The organism is Alkalicoccobacillus porphyridii, assembly GCF_007293315.1.
GTDB lineage: Bacteria > Bacillota > Bacilli > Bacillales > Bacillaceae_D > Alkalicoccobacillus > Alkalicoccobacillus porphyridii.
Genome location: NZ_VLXZ01000008.1, coordinates 190,574 through 208,785, shown reverse-complemented (window position 1 = coordinate 208,785; position 18,212 = coordinate 190,574). Strand labels below are relative to the sequence as shown.

The window sequence follows — 18,212 nt, the reverse complement described above, 5'->3', positions numbered from 1 at the left end:
ACCTTTTCTTTTGTGTACTATTTTTCTTAAGCTAGTTAGTTCCAATTTTTAAAATAGTTTTTAATGCGATAAATGAACTGTCGCCATTGATCGCCCATTGTCGTATCTTCCTCACGTTTCTTAAGCTCTTGGTACGTAGCAAAACCAATTAAGATCAGACCGCCAGCCATCAAATAAATCCACCACGGCACACTTGCCCAAAAGGCCCTGGTTGCATAAAGTGTATTCACCAATAGGGCGACTGTACCGGTCACAAAATAAGCAGCATATTTTAAGTAGAAGCCAGCAAGGATGGCAAGAATGGCTAAAATACTTAATGTGAGACTTCCATAAAGCGTCTGATTTGCAAGGGTTGACAGACTCATTCCTATAAAACCAAAAACCACCACAACCATCTCAACAGGCTGTCTCCAGGACTGATCCTTTGAAACAAGTCGTAATAGTAGACTCACCAATAGAATACAAGGAACGATATATACAAAACTCATAAATTCATCCGGTACCGGTACAAGAGAGATGAACAAATGGTACGGATAATAAAATCCAATTAGGATGGATGCCGCTTTAACATATCGAATATGTTGATTTTTCTCTTTCGCAAATAATAAGAGAAGATAGGCAAACAACACTGTAGCCATAACCAACTCAACCTCGGTAGAAAAGGAGGTATCTACACGTAATTGAATGCTTGCCGTTAGTACTAAGATTGTACTAGTGAGCTGGTAGACATTAAACCGTTTCTGATTAAATAAAGACCAGCCAATATAATGAACACCTGCTGCCTTTGTCGCAAAAGCAAGCAAAATCAATAAGATAACCGAAACCAATGTTTCAACCGAACTAGTTACTACAACTAGACTGGCAAGTAGGAGCGGAATCAAACTGTACAGATCTTTTCTCCACTTTTCTTCAATGTAATATATCGTGCCTGCTGAGATGATAAGGACAATCGCAATTTTAACCAATCCATACTCCTGAGCTTCAGCAGCCATAATGCCAAGTGGATACGTGTTTAACATTCCAAGGCTTACGAGTAAGGCTTTTGATTGATAGGAAATTGGTCTCCACATGGTACTAAGCAAAATGAGCCCGCCCGTCAATAATAAGCTATCCGAAATAGTCACAAAGCTTAGATGGTCAAACCAAATCATGTTGTGGAGTAAAAGTAATACAGCAAAGGCAATACTCTGAAGCGTACGTATCCGCTTTTCTAAAGGCTTAATTATCTCTGCAAGTAAAAAGGCCATTGGAATCATTAAACCATGTGGAGAAAGTGCCTCTACATAGATGGCTGGCATATAAATGATTGAGACGATGATTACAAGTAGTTGCCCATTTATAAAGAAAACCTTTCCTCCGTAAGCTGTTTTTTTCTTCATGGCACGACCCATTACAGAAAAAATGCCTCCTACAAACAATAAAACCAGCCAATATATAAGTGGTGAGTCTGAAAAAGGATAATGTAGGAAGCTTAAATATACAAATAAACTAAATGCAAATACGCCCCAATAGAACTCCTTTTTCTTAAAAACAACTAGCGTAGCAAGGAGAAAGTATCCTAACCCAGCGATTGCGTGTAAGGTGAGCAACTCTGGAAAAACAGTTGAAAACAAAGAATAATGAGTCATCACTTGGAAGAGCATGATAAGATATAGCGCGCCACCACCAATAAATGATAGATTGGCGATGAACACACCTTGTAATCGCTTATAAACAAAGTACATACCTACTAGCAGGACTGATGCCGCCAAATAATGATTTGCCCATTCTAGTGGCATATTTAATGAAGATACATTCGTTCCCCAAAAAGCTGAGTACCCAGTAATAGTAGCTAGAAACAGAGCTGATACACCAGCTATCCCAGTCACTTTTTTAAACGACTTCTGCTCATATAGAGCAAAGAGTGATGATAACACAGACATCACAGCAAGCAGCACGGTTGTGTAAATCCATTCCTGCTCAGAACCAAGCTCTAACACAACCATGATAAAGGAAATACCAGCAACAAGCTTAACAGGATTTCGAATAAGCCTCGTGTCCACTTTCTTAGCAAAAACAGTTAATGCATACGCTCCTAAAAAGAGAATCGATACAATAATAGATCGGGTGATTAAATCAGGCACGTAGAAAACAAACAAAAACCACACAGTATAGAAACTAAGTAAATACGAGAAGAAGAGGGCCAGTCGTTTCTTAGCCTGCCATCCACTTAGTAAAAGCAACAGTGCTGCACCAGAAACTGTTAAAAAATATAAATTAGGTGTAGTACTCTCAACTAATAGCATGATCTGACCAAATAGATGGGTAAAAACAACCGACACATAAAACATAATCTGCACCGGCAGATAGATCATAGCGCCACGTTCTGAACGACGTTCTATCATCCAAACACTATATAAAGCAGCAGGAAGTACCAATACTACAATGGCGTACATATAGGCTTGAATGTACTCAGCAGTGAAAATAAACCCAGTTAAGCCAATGGAAAAGCTTAGAACGGCAGGAATTGATAATCCCCGATACGGTGCATGCCTGCATGCCAATAGAAAAAATAAGGTACCAATGAGCATATAATTAAAAAATCCTAGATTAGACCAATTAAATAATATCATCTGTATGAGTGCCACCAACAGTAGCTGTGAAAGCACAAACCACGGCAAAAGGGATCGATAGGATTTTACATAGCGGTTCGTTGCTATAGGCCTCCAAAGCAAAAGTTGAACGAAAACAAATACTGCCAAAATAAGCACATATACTTCAACAGTCGAAGCAATAAAGCCTGCCGCATAGAGTGAAGTAACACCTGTAGCCACAAGGGTTACAATTTGAAACACACGATGAGCTTCGATACTATAAAGAAACGCATAAAGTGCTGCACACGTGAGAGAGGCAAGAGCTGCAAACAGCATACTTCCTTCCCCACCCATCGACAAATATGAACCGAAAATACCATAATAACTAATCGAGAAAAACACAATAGGAACAAAAAAGGCAAATAGCATGAGAAAAGCCAGCATTGTTTGCTTAATTTTTAATCGATGAGCTAGATAACTCATACCAGCAAATACAAGCGCAATACCACTTATGAGGAAGACCTTTGTTGTGGCTTGCAAGACGAGCCAATTGGTCAATGCCAGTAGCACACCGCCCAGTAATAGCAAGGCCACGCCAGAAGTGAGAATATAGGTGAGCCGACGTTTGCGCTTCTCCTCGGGTGAACGTTCTTTTTTAATAATGGATGGTTTTGGTGGCGCTGGCTTCGGCGCCTTCTTTACTGGTTCTCGCTGAACCGGAGTAGGCTTTTGCTCAGAATTGATGACAGGCTCTTTGATTTCCACGGCTTTATTTTCTACCAGAAGAGAGACCTTTTTTTCTTCAAAGCTTTTCTTCACGTCTACAAAAGTTGAAAGAGAAATCCGTTTCTCTTTATATAAAATGACGATTTCGTCTATTGCCGTATCCATTCGTTCAAGCTGCTTTTTCTTCTCTTCCTCATTCACCGCACCCACTCCCTTCTCATAACCTTCTTTTACCAATAAGTGTATACCTATTGTTAGTACCAGGTCTTTATATTTTTGCATTTCACATAATTTTCTTAAATTATCATCTGGAGATGGCATTAAAAAAACGAAATGGGAATGTCTACCCATTTCGTTTTTATGTTCAGTACGTGGCAAATATGACTGGATTATGGCATGAAAAGGATCGCGCTGAGAATCTTCATAGATAGAGTCCTTGCTTATGTGTAAATTACATCGATGAAGAAAATAGAGGCCGGCTCATGATTCGTTCTTCGGATATCGCTCCCGAAAATGGTGGCTCGCTTACCGCGAGAGTACTCGCGCTAATCTAGCTCTGCCATCTTATCTCATTAAACCTTTTCATCGAAAGTCATCTAGAACTAAGCTCATGTGCACCGCTCCAGGAGAAACCTACGCTTTCCACGGGAACGGCCTCAGCCCTTGAAGTGGAAGTGCGCCACTTCAATGTCTTCAGACTCGTTCTGTTCCGTAGGAGTCTACGGTTTCTCCTTCCGCTACTGTTCTGATCAAAAAAATGACGAACATTTCTTACAGGAAATGAGGTCTATTTTTTTGATAAGAAGATTCACTATCAGATAAAGCTTCTTTTTCAGTGGCCTCCTTTTTATCCCGCAGGTGCCGGCCCTTCTTTTTCGTCCGCTTGTTTAGAGAGGTATTGGAATTCGTATTTACACAATCATAAGGACTTTACCTCTCCTTCTTGCTAAATACCAGAACCTCTTGGTGTATCCCTTATTTCTCTTGGTCATGCACTAGCTAAAGCCTTCACACACCATCAACGACCTGCTCTGTATTAAATACAGAGAACTCAATAATCTCCGGTTCTCCAACTGCTTCTGTTATCTTTAATTTTACTTTTTTTGTATTTACGTTTGAGAAGGATTGGATGCGCTTGTGTCCGATGGCTGAGCCTTCAGCGATGATCTTCCAGACGCCTTGCTGTTCCACTTCAATTTGATATTCTCTTACTCTTTCACCATCAGCGATTTGCTCTTTGAGGATAACAGCATTCACATCTGTACTCTCTTCCAGTTCAATAATGATGTCATGCCCATTCCCACTTGTGGTAGCAATCGGCTGACCATATTTTTCTTGAATCCGTTGACTTAATTCTTGGACTCGCTTTATATCAGCGTCTGGTATAAGCCCTCTATCATCAGGAGCAACATTTAATAATAAATTCGCTCCCCTTCCGACTGATTTCTCATAAATAGTGACTAGTTCATCTAAAGATCGAATTCGGTCTTCATCATTCTCATGCCAAAACCAGTGATTGCCTCGGATTGGCACGTCACATTCAGCTGGCATCCACTCGGGCGTCCCTGGTAACCAGTGGACTTGATCCTCTGTAAACATGCTCAATCTCGCTTGTTGTCGTGTGTTCCAGCATGGATAAGGAGCGACTCCTTCTTCGTTCCCAACCCAACGAATCGTTGGTTGCCCCATATTAAAAATCATCGCATCGGGCTGATATTCTTTCACAATACCAATGATACGTTCCCAGTCATATTCCCGACCTTCAGAGCCAGCGCCATCAAACCAGACCTCTACAATTGGACCGTACTGTGTTAAAAGCTCTGTTAGCTGTGCACAGTAAAAATCATCGTAGGCTTCTTTGTTTTCATAGCAAGGCTCGTGTCGGTCCCAGGGAGATAGGTAGACACCAAAGGGCATTCCTGCTTCTTTACAAGCATCTGCGCATTCTTTGACGACATCGCCTTCTCCATTTTTCCATAGACTATTACTAACCGAATAATTTGTTGTCGAAGTGGGCCACAAACAAAAACCATCATGGTGCTTAGCCGTTAAGACAAAGTATTTATAGCCTGCGTCTTTTGCAACCTTCACCCATTGTCTTGCGTCAAAAGAACTCGGGTTAAATAATTTCGGGGAATCCGTACCGTCTCCCCATTCCTGATCACAAAACGTGTTCATGCCAAAATGAACGTAAAAACCAAGCTCTAGGTTCTGCCAAGCAATCTGCTGTTTTGTTGGTCGTGCCAGATCTTCTACTTTCATGTTAACCTCCTTTTAAACAAGGATTTATTAAAAGGTTACCTCAGTGCCGGTTTCACTTGAGTGATAAACGGCGGATAGGATCTTCATGATCTCGACGCCATCTTCAACAGGACTAATTGTAGTTTCTTTACCTTGAACACAGTCAACAAAGTGGTTAACTTCGTTCTGGAAGCCAGCGACAAAATCGAAGGTAAGTGCATCAATTTGTGGAGTTAGATTTAACATGGTGTCGTGCTTCTCCGTGATGATTTCTAGCTTAGGCTCGATGGTTGCACCACCTTTATCACCAAAGATACTGACGTCCATGGCTTCTTTTTGGGCATGTAGTGTGAAGCTTACATCGACCATTAATGAAGCTCCGTTTTCAAAACGGATCAATGCATTCGCCAAATCCTCTACACTGTTTTTACTGGAATCAAAATCGGCTGCTTTGTAATAAGATTTATTTTGGATGTTGGCTCGATTTCCTAATTTCTGATACGTATTCCCTGTCACAGAAACAACCTTTGGTTTGCCCATCAAATACCAGCATAGGTCAATGACATGTACGCCAAGATCAATCAGTGGACCTCCACCCGAACGCTCCTTATCAGCAAACCAGCCGCCCGGATTTCCAAGAACACGTAGGCACGATGCTTTAGCGTAATAAATCTCTCCTAGCTCACCAGCATCAATAAATTTCTTTAACACTTGGATATTTGTAGCAAAGCGGCGAACAAATCCAACCTGAAGGGTTTTCCCATTACTTTCACGAACAGCTTTTTGAATTTCTTCTGCTTCCTCCACTGTTTTACACAATGGCTTCTCTACTAACACATGCTTACCCGCACGTAGAGCCGCAATTGATATTTCTGCGTGTGAATTATTCCACGTACAAATGCTCACAGCATCGATTTCATCTAATGCCAAAAGTTCGTTATAGTCTGAAAAAAACTTACTTGCGCCATATTTTTGAGCTTTTTCCTCTGCTCTTTCTAAATTTAAATCACAAACAGCGTAAATCTCAACGTCACTATGGTTTTTATATGAATCGAAATGCATTTCGGATATGGAACCTGCACCAATTACCCCTATTTTTACTGGCTTCATTTATGTATCACTCCTTTATTAAAATAAATTACAGTGAATCCCATACTCTTCGTACATTATCCATCGATATCTTTGCTGCTTTTTTGCATTCTTCTAATCCTTCAAACTCTATGGAAATATAGCCATCATAGCCAGATTGCTTAATGGTGTTGAGAATATCCTGTAATGGGATGTCTCCATGACCTGTAATGGCCCCTCTTAAATGATTTCCAGCCGTCGTTTTAAACCAGCCCTCTCCTGGATCATAGGAGGAAGCACGACGCACATAGAAATCCTTGACATGGACCATCGAAGCAACCGATATATTATTCTTCACCGCAGCGACAGGGTCTTCATCCACACACAGGAAGTTCCCTGTATCCAGTGTTGTTCGAAAATTAGGACGGTCAACCAGATGAATAAGGCGCTTCACACGATCACTTGCTTGAACATAAAAGCCATGGTTCTCAATGCTTGTTATAATATCAAACTGTGTCGCATAATCAGCAATCTGCTGACATCCCTCGACTAATCTAGGTAGATCCGCTTCAAACTGCTCAATCGTAGCTTCAGCTGGTGGTTTAAAAGAAACATCATGTCTCATTCGTTTGACACCTAGAGCATGCGCGATATCTACTTGTTGCTTCACTCGTGCCATTTCCTGCTCAAACTCCTGCCTGTCACCCTTTAGAAAGTCGGCGCCAATAGCGTAATTTGATAATTCGATATCCAGCTCTTTTGCTTTTTCCACAATCTCTTCAATTAGTTCCGGCTGGTCCGTTAATGAATAGCCGATGGGCACAATTTCAACATGCTGCCCTCCGTTGTCCGCTGTCCACTGCAAAACATCTAAAATGGATAGTTCACCTGTATTTATAGCTCCTACCAGGCTGTAGGAGCTCATGCCTAATTTCATATATAAGAACCTCCTTTCATGCTAGTTAGGATTCAAAACGTTTAAGAGAAACCGCTTGTTTTGTTTTGTCTGCTTGGTAAGCGGCTTTGACAACCTCAAGCGTTCTTAATCCATCGATCCCACTTATAAACGGTGAACGCCCTTCCTTCACGCATTGAATGAAGTCCTCGACCAATTTTTCGTCCATATCTTCACCCCAAGGCTTTTGCTCAATTTGATTAGCCTTGTCATTATAAAATAAGGAGTGCTCTTTTAAGGCATCAACAGATAAGGAGCCTTCTGTTCCGACAATTTCCAGTGTGACATCTCCCCATGTAGGAAATGTTTTTGGTCTGGACCAGCTTGGGTCTATTGAAACAATGGTTCCGGATTCCATCTCAAGCAGGACAAGACCACAATCCTCTACATCAATATCGTAGAATCTAGTATCGAGCTCTGCATAGACAGATGACACTTCATCTTCCAGTATCCAGCGCAGGAGATCCATGATATGAACGATGTGATCCGTTGCTGCCCCGCCGCCAGATAACGCTTGATCAACAAACCATCCTCCAGGCATTTGACCATGATTGGTTGCATTCACTGCCAATACCTCGCCAATCTCTCCAGCTTTAATTAACTGGTTTACCTCTTGGATCGGTGTAGAAAAACGAACAGGATAAGCCACCTGCAGAATTACATTATGCTTTTTGCATGCTTCGATCATCTCAACAGCAGCTTCCACTTCTGTTGCAATTGGTTTTTCACATAAAATATGCTTCTGATGATTAGCCGCTTTTAGCACATGCTCTCGGTGATTCACGTTCTCCGAGCAAATAATGACAGCATCAATATCTGAGTTAAGCAGCTCATCTAAAGAAGGATAAAAATGTGTGTTAAATTGATTAGCCATTTCCTTGCCACGGTTTACATCTGCATCCCATATACACGTTAACTCAGCGTCTCTATGTTTAGTAATAGAAGAGGCATAACTAAGTGCATGCATGTGTGCGAAGCTAATAATTCCTATCTTCACTTGATTCCACCTTCTTTCAACTCAACTGCTTTTCCTGTTAGGGCTGATTGCTTCGCTGCTTCAGCTACCTGTAAAGCATGGATGCTGTCCGCTGCACTATAAGAATCCACATGGTTTACAAAACTCTCTAACTCTTTTACCTGAGCACCTTCAACACCAACAGACCCTACATCTTCACTACTTGAGTATCGCTTGAATTGGATCGGCTGCGCCTGCTTACTATCATAAGTAAGCATTCCGCTATCGCCCGTGAGCTCAAATGATGAGCGCAGCTCTGTTCCTAACCAGCGCAGCTCAACATGCACAAAGGAATCATCCTCCAGCCTTAACGTAATTAAGCTATATTCAACAGGCGCTTGACCTACACTTTCCTTTTTAACATGCTTAGCCATCACTCTTTTGACTCGGCCAAACGCTTCGACTAACCACTCAAATTGATAGATTCCTAGATTAAAGAAGATGTCTTGACCATTGCCAGGATGCGGCATATTTACTGATAGTCTATTTACTCCGAGTTTCCCTAAGCTACCATTTGAAACTTCATTTTTAGCATGAATGTATTCCGGTGAGAACCTCAAATGATTTCGATTGTAAATTCTAACGTTTTTCTCTTTACACTCATGAATAAATGCAGAGGCTTCATCCGCTCTTTTGGCCAGAGGAGAGCTGGTTATAATTGAAAGCCCTTCTCTTGCAAATGTACGAATTAACTCTATTTTTTGATCAACCGAAACACATACATCAATGACATCAATATCCTCTAAAAGTAAAGCTGAAAGCTGCTCATCTGAAAGACCTTGCGCAGCTTCTGTGATAGGAACGGTTGCTATAACTTGAACATTCTTCACCTTCGACCACAGCTTCTGTTGATCATGAGCTTCAGATTCACTTCCTATAATGGCAATTGTAATCAAAGTCATTCACCTCTTTCTCTAAACTCATAGCTTATGCCTCTTCCCAAAGCCTTCTTACGTTATCCATACCGATCTTACTTCCCAATCGGCAATCCTCCATGCCTTCGAATTCTAATGTAAGATATCCATCGTACCCAGAATGTTTAATACGTTTTATTATTTCTCGTGTATTAACATCCCCCTGCCCAAAGATAGACCCTCTTAAGAAATTTCCATGTGCGCTTTCAAACCATTTTCCTTCACCTGGATGCTCATAGCTCGGTCTGATATAAAAATCCTTTACATGAACTAGAGAAGCGAGTGGGAGATTTTTGCTAACACCTACGATTGGATCCTCGTCAACACAGAGGAAATTCCCTATATCAACTGTGGTTTTGAAGTTAGGTCGATCCACTGCTTGCACAACACGTTGTACACGATCACTATGCTGAACCGCCATTCCATGGTTTTCAATCGTGGTTGTAATATCAAATTGTGCTGCATAGTCAGCGATTTGCCGGCTTCCTTCTATAATTTGTGGCAGGCTATTTTCAAAGTATTCAATGGTTCTTTTTTCTGGTGGAAGGGTGAACAATGTGACATCATGGCGCATATGACGGATATTCATAAAATGAAGTAAGTCCACATGTTTTTTTAACCGAGCTACTTCCGCGTCAAATTCCGCTTTCGTTTCCTGAACAAAGTTCGCAGGCATGGAATAACTTGAAATCACTAAACCTAGTTCACTAGCCTTCTCTTTAACTGCTGTTGCTAGAGCTCGATCATCGACTAGACTAAATCCATAAGGAACAATTTCTACATGCTCGCCCCCATTGTCCGCCACCCACTGGAGAATATCTAAAACCGTCATCTCTCCCGCTTCAATTGCTGCAAGTAAGCTGTATGTACTGAGACCTACCTTCATCATTCTTCACCTCTTATTATGATTTTTTTGAAGCTGTGACAATATGTTCATATAAAGGACTACCCTTCACTGAATACTGGCAGTATTGAAGGAGGAATTCACTAAACATAGAATTGGCCCACGAAAACCAAGGCCTTGTATAATTTTCAGGATTATCTACATCAAAGCCCTCATGCATTAAGTTTTCATTAGCATCCGTTTGTTTAAAAAGAGAAAGAATCTCGTCCTTTTCTTGTTGATCCGTTGCTGTCATGCCTTGTACAGCTAAGGCAATATGCCAGATGTAATTCTCCGGAGTATGTGGGCTTCCAATACCTTTGGCCACAGTGCCCTCATAGAAATATGGATTTTTTTTGCTTAATATAAAGGCTCTTGTATTTAAGTAGATTGGGTCATCTATCTTACAATAACCAAGGTATGGCAGCGAAAGTAAGCTTGGAACATTGGCATCGTCCATCAGATTGTAATGACCTAGACCATCCGTTTCATATGCATACATTGTTCCGAATTCAGGGTGCTCCACTTTTCCATAGTTCTCAATGCCTTGATCAATCTCATTGGCTAGTTCAAATGCTGAATTGGCAAGTGCATCATTTTGAAGAACTTCCTGTGCAATGTCCACTAGCTGTCGAAGGACGACAACGGCAAACATATTTGATGGAATCAGGTAGCCATATGTACACGCATCATCACTTGGACGAAAGCCGCTCCAGGTCATACCGGTGTAAGCAACAGGTGCCCCTCTGCCTTGATGAGATAAGGTATCCTGTGGAGGACAGTTATCTCTTACAAAATAATAGGAAGATTGCTCATGATGGTGCTGTTCAATTCTCCAGGTCTTTAGAATCTTATCAACAGCCTGCAAAAAGGCATCGTCAAAGTGCTCGGTCCGACCCGTTGCCCTCCAGAATAAATACGATAATTGAATTGGGTAGCATAATGAGTCAATTTCATATTTTCTCTCCCACATTAAAGGCGTCATATCCGTTTGATCATCATGATATCGATTGCCGTTGCTCTCTTCATTGAATGCGTTTGCATATGGGTCATGATTAATGTAGGAAACTTGCTTAGCAATCAGTCCTTGAATTAATTCTGCAAAGTGCGGATCTTTCTCAGCTAATAATAAATATGGGCGTACTTGCGCTACTGAATCTCTTAGCCACATGGCTGGGATATCACCGGTTATCACAAAGGTCGTGCCGTCTTGCTGTGGACGAATCGTCGTCTCATACGTATTAGAGAAGCATTGCTCGAACATTTTCTGAGTTTTTGGATCATCTGGAAAACGACTTTTTACTTCTTCAATTAAGGCAACCATGGATTCTGGTAATGACTTCAACCTTCTCACACCCTTAGCTTAATTTTATCTTTATACTTATATTTATGTAACTGCTTACAATACTAATGAGTTTATGCTCTTCAATCAATATGTAGCATCTCTAAGACACTAGTTAAAATCGTCATAAGAATCTGTATTTTTAGCTTTGCACTGAGGTATTGAGGATTGTTAGTATGTCATTTCTTAATTTATATGTGATCTATACACATTTTAATTTAGATCGAATTATACTTGAATCGAGCAGAATCTATGATTTTGGCTTCGGCGTCGCTACAGGAATGGGGCACGCTTTCCGGGGGGCGGGCGTTGAACTAATCTTGGCTAGCGCCAATCTTATTTCAACCCTGCCCTTTCCTCGAGACCACTGAAAAAATCACGTAAGAATGAGCTGAATGGCGCCGCTACAGGAGAACCCTACGCTTTCCGCGGGAACGGCCTCAGCCCTCGAAGTGGATAGGTTGCGCTTATTGGCTTCCGCGCACGCACTCCGCTTTTTCGCGCAGCACATGATGATTTTCGCGCATTTTCGGTTTTTTCGCTCACTGGATTGATCTTTCCGCGCATGACCCGATGTTTTTCGCGCATTTTACTTTTTTTCGCGCATACCCTACCTATTTCGCGCATTTTCCATCCCCGTGTGGTGGGGATGGTGGTGGATTGGCTGCGCTTAACGAATTACGCACGCGAGTTTAGATCGTCTTCCGATGGATTTCTGATGAATTTCTTGCTAAGCTTCTCTTGGTATGCAGGCCCTTTCTCTTGCTATGAGCTCTTGCTTCTTGCTATATCATCAGCTTCTCTTGGTATGCCGGTTTTTCCTCTTGCTAAATCTACCGCTCCTCTTGGTATGCAGACTTTTTTCGCTTTCCTCCCGATGTACCTCTCTTTCCCGATACCCTTGTGACAAGAGGTACATTGTTCATTTTCCACGTCATTAATCTAGCATTTATTTTTAAGGTAAAACGTCTTTTTCAGTGGCCTCCCTTTCCTCCCCCATGAGTCGGCCCATTCCTTCCTCTGTGTTAGAGATCAACTTACAAATATTACTCAGTTAATAGACTGTGTTTATCTCTCACCCTTTGGTTCTTCTTTAGAAAGCTGAATACCTTAATCTTATCAAAGGCTGAGGTGTTCCTTTGAATCATCACGTTAATTTTTTGGCCTAAAAAGAAGAAAAAGTAAAGGCGATATGCCTTTACTCATTAAAACCTTCGAATCTTTCTGTATTCCTTTTAATCATAATTAACGGTTCAAGTCTATAAGAATTTATACTTCAAAGTCATGCTAATACCTTCTAAGGGGCAAGCCTTTACTTTTGTGTGAATAGAGACTTCATTGCCACTTCTAAAAAAACGGACAAAATAGGAGGGCCGACACCTCCGGGATATAAAGGAGGCCACTGAAAAACGATCTTTATCAGACTGCGCACTTTTTTCAATTGTTTAAGTTAGAACATGAGCGGAAGGAGAACCTGAAGACATCGAAGTGGCGGTTTTCCGCTTCGAGGGCTGAGGCCGTTCTTGCGGGTGCGTCGGGTTCTCCTGTAGCGGCGCCAGTCAGCTCATTCTTACATGACTTTTTCAGTCGCTTCGACAATAAGGGTCATTGAGATAAAAGGGCATCTCCCGTTAGCTCAGGTACTCTTGCGGTAAGCGCGCCCCCTATTTTGGGAGTGAATTCGTCCCGACATTGCTGTTCTCTCAGAGCTCTTTCTACGACTTATGAAGTTTACGATATTGCCCTGGGGTAACGCCTTCGATCTTTTTGAATTTGCGGATGAAATTGGCGACATCCTTATATCCAACTTGAACCACAATGTCTTTAATCGCTTCATCTGTTTCTGTTAATTGTTCCTTCACATACTGGATTCGGAGGTTCTGAATAAACTGGGTAAATGTCTCTCCCGTTTGCTCCTTTATAAACCGACTTAAATAAGATACAGAAAGGTAAAATTCCTGCGCCACGGATTCTAATGATATCTCGTATTTTCTATAGTTTGATTGTATATACGTTAGGATCTCGTCTCGTAATTTAATATTATGGCTATCCTTTTTAACCTCAACTTCCTCACATATCACATCCACTACATTTTGAAGCTCTGTATGCAATTGGTCCATTGATTTAAAATCTATTAATTGATTAAAATCTGGTATGTGTTTATCAAAGCCTAATTCAGATACCGTTTTTAAAGTCGTATTTATGATATCAAAACAAATACACTTTATTTCATTGATGGATAGCTCCCTGCTCGCCATAGCATCAAACATATCTGTAAGCATCTCAGTAGCAACCGTGTGATCACCTTGTTTTAAGCTTTGTACATATTTCACTTGCTCTTCTTTTAGATAACCAAGCAAGTGCTTTGACTCTGTTCCAATATCTTCAAAATAAATGATACTTCCTTGCGGCTTTGAAAATTTGTATTCTACCGTTGCCAGCGCCTCAATGTAGGATCTATTGATCATCGATGTTTTGTTATAAGGCTGACCGACACCAATCGTTGGCACTTGTACAAAGTACTCTTCAAAGTGCGTTTGAATAACCTGTATAACCTCTTCTCTATGTTTGTTTTCATCATTTGCTTCAAAAGCGATGCCGATAACAATGGCGATGGAATCAGAATAAAGCAAATCCACACCGTAAGCTGTTGCCTGATCAATAGAGAGATTCGATATCACCCTGATAATATTGTCTTTTTCATTTATATTCTCTTCACAGAAAGTACCTGTATCAAAATTAACGATGGCAACAAAATAATTCCCTTCCATAAATGATAGATTTAAAGTTTCCATCATTGACTGAATCTCGTCACTGCTTTTGTAGCTCCCCTTTAATAGCCGAACAAGGAATTGCTCACGGGCAAACGGTTGATGTAAATCTACTGTTTCATTTAGTAATTCATGATCCTCATACAATGTCGCAAAGGATTTCCCGATCGTTTCTAGCTCATTCTCACCTTTAAATAATTGAGGCTGCTTCTCCCCTTTATTAGCTATATTAAATAAGTCCTGAATCGGCTTGTATTGATTTTTGCCAAATAATACAGCAAGAATTAGACCGACAATGAACATGCCTATGAGAAACGATGTAATGATAAGCTGCATGTTAAAAAGCTTACCAAAAAATTGGTTAGGGTCCATGACCGTGATAAACGTCCATCCACTAACTTCAGACTGTACAGAAACGGTTGAATAATCCTTCCCTTCTATCTGAACTGAGCTAACCCCTGTACGTCCGTTCACTAAAGATGAGATATCAGCTGTACTTACAGAATCGTCGCTAGTAGTAGACGCAATCGTTTGTCCATCTTCATTAAACACATAAACATTGCCCTCAATTTCTCCAAGTATATTCCTTATCATATTAATAATGGTAGATTCTTCAATAAAGAACATCACTGTGCCATGTGGTTTTTCAGAATTAGGAGCAATTGGTGCAAAATAAACAACTAAATTTTCATGCGTTTCTTCGTTAATCACTACATCGTCAACAGCTCGAAGCAATGGTATTTTTGTTGATAGGTCATTTAACAGATTTTCTTTACCTAAACGTTCTATTTGATAACTATTTTGCACTAGAGCATCAATTGAATAAGATCCATTTGTAGAATATAGGGTTTCATTATTATTGTAATAGATAAATAGCTCTTCGATAATTGCACTATTTGCTTTATATTTACGAAGCTCATCTGTTGCTTCCCCACTATAATACCCATGACTCACCATATAAGGTGTTAAGCGAGGGTCAAAAGAGATTCTGGCGGCGATAGTATCTAACTCGGATAATCTCTCCTCTGTCAAGTTCTTCACTTGTTCTAAATTATAGACATTGGAGTTTTCTATTTCTTCTCTTAAACTAGAAACTGCATTTAAATAAATGACGACACTCATGATTGTAAATGGTACAAGAAATATTAGTAGATAGGAGATAATATATTTATATAATAGCTTAGATCTAAGGTTGCCAAATGCCATTTTACTCCCCCTTCCACCACCAAAAGTAAGCCCTTTCAATTTAAAAGTGCTCATTAAAAACCAATGCCTAAAACTCGATCTTTTCTACATTCATTATAATGTTTAGGCATCTAATGTATATCATAGCGAATAAACATATTTACAAGCAAGAGGGATTTACATTCAATTTATAATCTTTGTTAGATTATTGAACGTAAATCCCTCAAAACTACCGCTTTATTAGTCGGTAATGGTTATATTTGTTTGTATCGTGTCTACAGAATTTGCTCCGACCATCACCTTGACATCTCCAGGCTCAAGAACAAATTGTAATCGTTGGTTCCAGATGCATAGCTCCTCTTTTCCTAAATAGAGAGTCACTCTCTTCGTTTCACTCGGCTGAAGAAGTACTTTTTGAAAAGCTTTTAATTCCTTTACTCTGCGGGTGGTACTAGCCTCTAGATCATTAATATATAGCTGCACGACTTCAGCACCTTCTACCTCACCTACGTTTGTAACATCTGCATGAATCTCAACCATTTTTCCTTGCTCTAAATCCTTAACAGATATCTGGGGATGAACCACGTGAAGATTTCCAATGTCAAACGTAGAATAACTCAGGCCATGCCCAAAATGAAATAGTGGAGCTGCATTCATATCTAAGTATTTAGGATCTCTCCCTTGGTCCTTATAGTTGTAATAGATTGGGAGCTGCGCACTAGATCGTGGCATGGATACAGAAAGCTTCCCGCTTGGATTTACTTCACCAAATAGAATTTCACTTATTGCCGTTCCACCCTCTTCGCCTGGATACCAGCCACAGATAATGGCTTCACAGTCATCTACTATATCTGCAATTGCGTGTGGTCTGCCTTGAATCAACACGGCAACGATAGGGGTACCTGTTTTGGCCAGCTCTTTTATAAGCTCAGATTGGACACCACCAAGCGAAAGGTCCGCAACATCTACACCCTCACCACAATCCATATCTGTTGGATTGTCTTGCATGATCGCAGCTCCATTAATGTCAAAGAGAATGTCAAAATTCCGCGCGCTGCTGCCACCAATCGCAACGATCGCTACATCTGAAGCTTTTGTAAGTTCAATCGCTTCTGCAAACCCCTCCTTTGATTCACCACGAACACTACATCCCTCTGCAAAGGTTACTTCTCCTTGGCTCAAATCGCCAATTCCATCTAGAATCGTGGTTCCCTTGTGATCAGGTTGGATAGATGTATAATCTCCTAATTGATGATAGATTTGATTAGCATTTGGACCAATTACGGCTATTCTCTTCGTTTTTTTATCTAATGGTAAGGTTCGGTTGTCGTTTTTTAACAGGACAACCGATTCACGAGCAACTTGAGTATTAACTTTCTTAAACTCTTCGTTTCCGACCACGGCTCTCAGCTGCTCTTCATCAGTAAATGGCTGATCAAACAGACCTAATGAAAATTTTAGCTTTAGTACACGTCGCACAGCCTGATCAAGTATTTCTTCTTCGACCCAACCCTTTTCCACAGCCTCAGCTAGCTTTGTAAAAGAGATGTCCCACAGACTTAAGTCAACTCCAGCTTTTAGTGCCATTGCTCCGGATTTTTCATAGCTACCTGTTAGCAAATTCAAACGATCATTAGCCGTTCCATCCGCCATCACAATGCCTTCAAATCCCCATTCCTCTCTGAGAACATCCGTTAGTAATACTTCATTGGCATGGCATGGAATTCCATCAATTTCGTTATACGCTGCCATACACCCTAGTGCTCCTGCTTCTACCCCTGCTTTCATGCCTGGCAAGTGAATTTCTCGAAGCTCTCTTTCTCCTATATTAGCGGGAGCTGCGTTAAGCCCCCGCTCCCCCGCTCCTTGTGCAGCGAAGTGTTTGAGGATCGCAGCTAGTTTATTCTTTTGTTCCTCTGGCGTTTTTCCTTGCAGCCCATGGACGGCGGCTCTAGTCATTTGCGCGGCTAAATATGGATCCTCACTATAGCATTCCTCAGATCTTCCCCATCTAGGATCCCGCAAAATATCTAAAGTGGATATGAGACCGAGATGTGCGCCTCTTGAGCGAACCTCTGTAGCAATATGGCCATATGCCTCCTCCATCAAATTAGGGTTCCACGTTGAGCCAGCACCAATATTCGTTGGAATTAATGTTCCATCTAAAGCTTGATGACCGTGTGGGCATTCCTCTGATAGGAGCGCTGGAATGCCAAGCCTAGTATGTTCTATTAGATAACGCTGAATTTGATTAGAGATCTTGGCATTGTCTTTTGTAGGTATGCCATTTTCGTAGGTGACAGCAGACCAAGGGTCTGAGCGGAAAAGCCCATAAAGGGCTCCAATTCCATCTCCAAACTGTACTTCCTCCTTAAATGCATTCGTCAATTCTATTCCGTTACTCGTTTTTTCATAAGCATTCCAGCCATACATTTTCTGATTAACCTGACCTACCTTCTCTTTTAAGGTCATCTCAGATAACAGGTCTTCTATGCGTTCGTCTATTGGGAGTGATGAATCTTTATATTTCATACGTGCT

At 40.9% G+C, this 18,212-nt stretch carries 10 protein-coding genes; all 10 read right to left on the bottom strand.

Annotation, left to right across the window (positions count from 1 at the left end):
• Positions 1 to 35 precede the first annotated feature (35 nt).
• Positions 36 to 3,500, bottom strand: coding sequence for a hypothetical protein (locus FN960_RS14130; protein ID WP_143849372.1), 3,465 nt, complete (start codon positions 3,498 to 3,500; stop codon positions 36 to 38).
• A gap of 807 nt (positions 3,501 to 4,307) precedes the next feature.
• Complete coding sequence (locus FN960_RS14125; protein ID WP_143849371.1) at positions 4,308 to 5,561, bottom strand: alpha-L-fucosidase; 1,254 nt, start codon at positions 5,559 to 5,561, stop codon at positions 4,308 to 4,310.
• A gap of 27 nt (positions 5,562 to 5,588) precedes the next feature.
• Entirely contained in the window at positions 5,589 to 6,650 is a 1,062-nt protein-coding gene (locus FN960_RS14120) for a Gfo/Idh/MocA family protein (protein ID WP_143849370.1), read from the bottom strand.
• 28 nt (positions 6,651 to 6,678) lie between these two features.
• A complete protein-coding gene (locus tag FN960_RS14115; RefSeq protein WP_143849369.1) occupies positions 6,679 to 7,545 on the bottom strand; it encodes a sugar phosphate isomerase/epimerase family protein in 867 nt (288 codons plus the stop codon).
• A 25-nt stretch (positions 7,546 to 7,570) separates the two neighbouring features.
• Entirely contained in the window at positions 7,571 to 8,560 is a 990-nt protein-coding gene (locus tag FN960_RS14110; protein ID WP_143849368.1) for a Gfo/Idh/MocA family protein, read from the bottom strand.
• Entirely contained in the window at positions 8,557 to 9,480 is a 924-nt protein-coding gene (locus FN960_RS14105) for a Gfo/Idh/MocA family protein (RefSeq protein WP_143849367.1), read from the bottom strand. Before FN960_RS14105 ends, FN960_RS14110 begins: the two co-directional genes overlap by 4 nt.
• Before the next feature lie 25 nt (positions 9,481 to 9,505).
• Positions 9,506 to 10,378, bottom strand: a complete 873-nt coding sequence (locus FN960_RS14100; RefSeq protein WP_143849412.1) for a sugar phosphate isomerase/epimerase family protein — start codon at positions 10,376 to 10,378, stop codon at positions 9,506 to 9,508.
• A 16-nt stretch (positions 10,379 to 10,394) separates the two neighbouring features.
• Positions 10,395 to 11,699, bottom strand: a complete 1,305-nt coding sequence (locus FN960_RS14095; RefSeq protein WP_143849411.1) for a glycoside hydrolase family 125 protein — start codon at positions 11,697 to 11,699, stop codon at positions 10,395 to 10,397.
• A 1,733-nt stretch (positions 11,700 to 13,432) separates the two neighbouring features.
• The gene (locus tag FN960_RS14090; RefSeq protein ID WP_185971043.1) at positions 13,433 to 15,694 is read right to left on the bottom strand and encodes a helix-turn-helix domain-containing protein; all 2,262 of its coding nucleotides are present in this window, start codon (positions 15,692 to 15,694) and stop codon (positions 13,433 to 13,435) included.
• Between the two features lie 219 nt (positions 15,695 to 15,913).
• Positions 15,914 to 18,205, bottom strand: coding sequence for a glycoside hydrolase family 3 N-terminal domain-containing protein (locus FN960_RS14085; RefSeq protein ID WP_143849365.1), 2,292 nt, complete (start codon positions 18,203 to 18,205; stop codon positions 15,914 to 15,916).
• Positions 18,206 to 18,212 lie beyond the last annotated feature (7 nt).

Coding starts and splice junctions, on each gene's coding strand:
- FN960_RS14085 (WP_143849365.1), bottom strand. CDS start 18,205: ATGAAATATAAAGATTCATCACTCCCAATAGACGAACGCATAGAAGAC.
- FN960_RS14115 (WP_143849369.1), bottom strand. CDS start 7,545: ATGAAATTAGGCATGAGCTCCTACAGCCTGGTAGGAGCTATAAATACA.
- FN960_RS14120 (WP_143849370.1), bottom strand. CDS start 6,650: ATGAAGCCAGTAAAAATAGGGGTAATTGGTGCAGGTTCCATATCCGAA.
- FN960_RS14125 (WP_143849371.1), bottom strand. CDS start 5,561: ATGAAAGTAGAAGATCTGGCACGACCAACAAAACAGCAGATTGCTTGG.
- FN960_RS14090 (WP_185971043.1), bottom strand. CDS start 15,694: ATGGCATTTGGCAACCTTAGATCTAAGCTATTATATAAATATATTATC.
- FN960_RS14100 (WP_143849412.1), bottom strand. CDS start 10,378: ATGAAGGTAGGTCTCAGTACATACAGCTTACTTGCAGCAATTGAAGCG.
- FN960_RS14095 (WP_143849411.1), bottom strand. CDS start 11,699: ATGGTTGCCTTAATTGAAGAAGTAAAAAGTCGTTTTCCAGATGATCCA.
- FN960_RS14105 (WP_143849367.1), bottom strand. CDS start 9,480: ATGACTTTGATTACAATTGCCATTATAGGAAGTGAATCTGAAGCTCAT.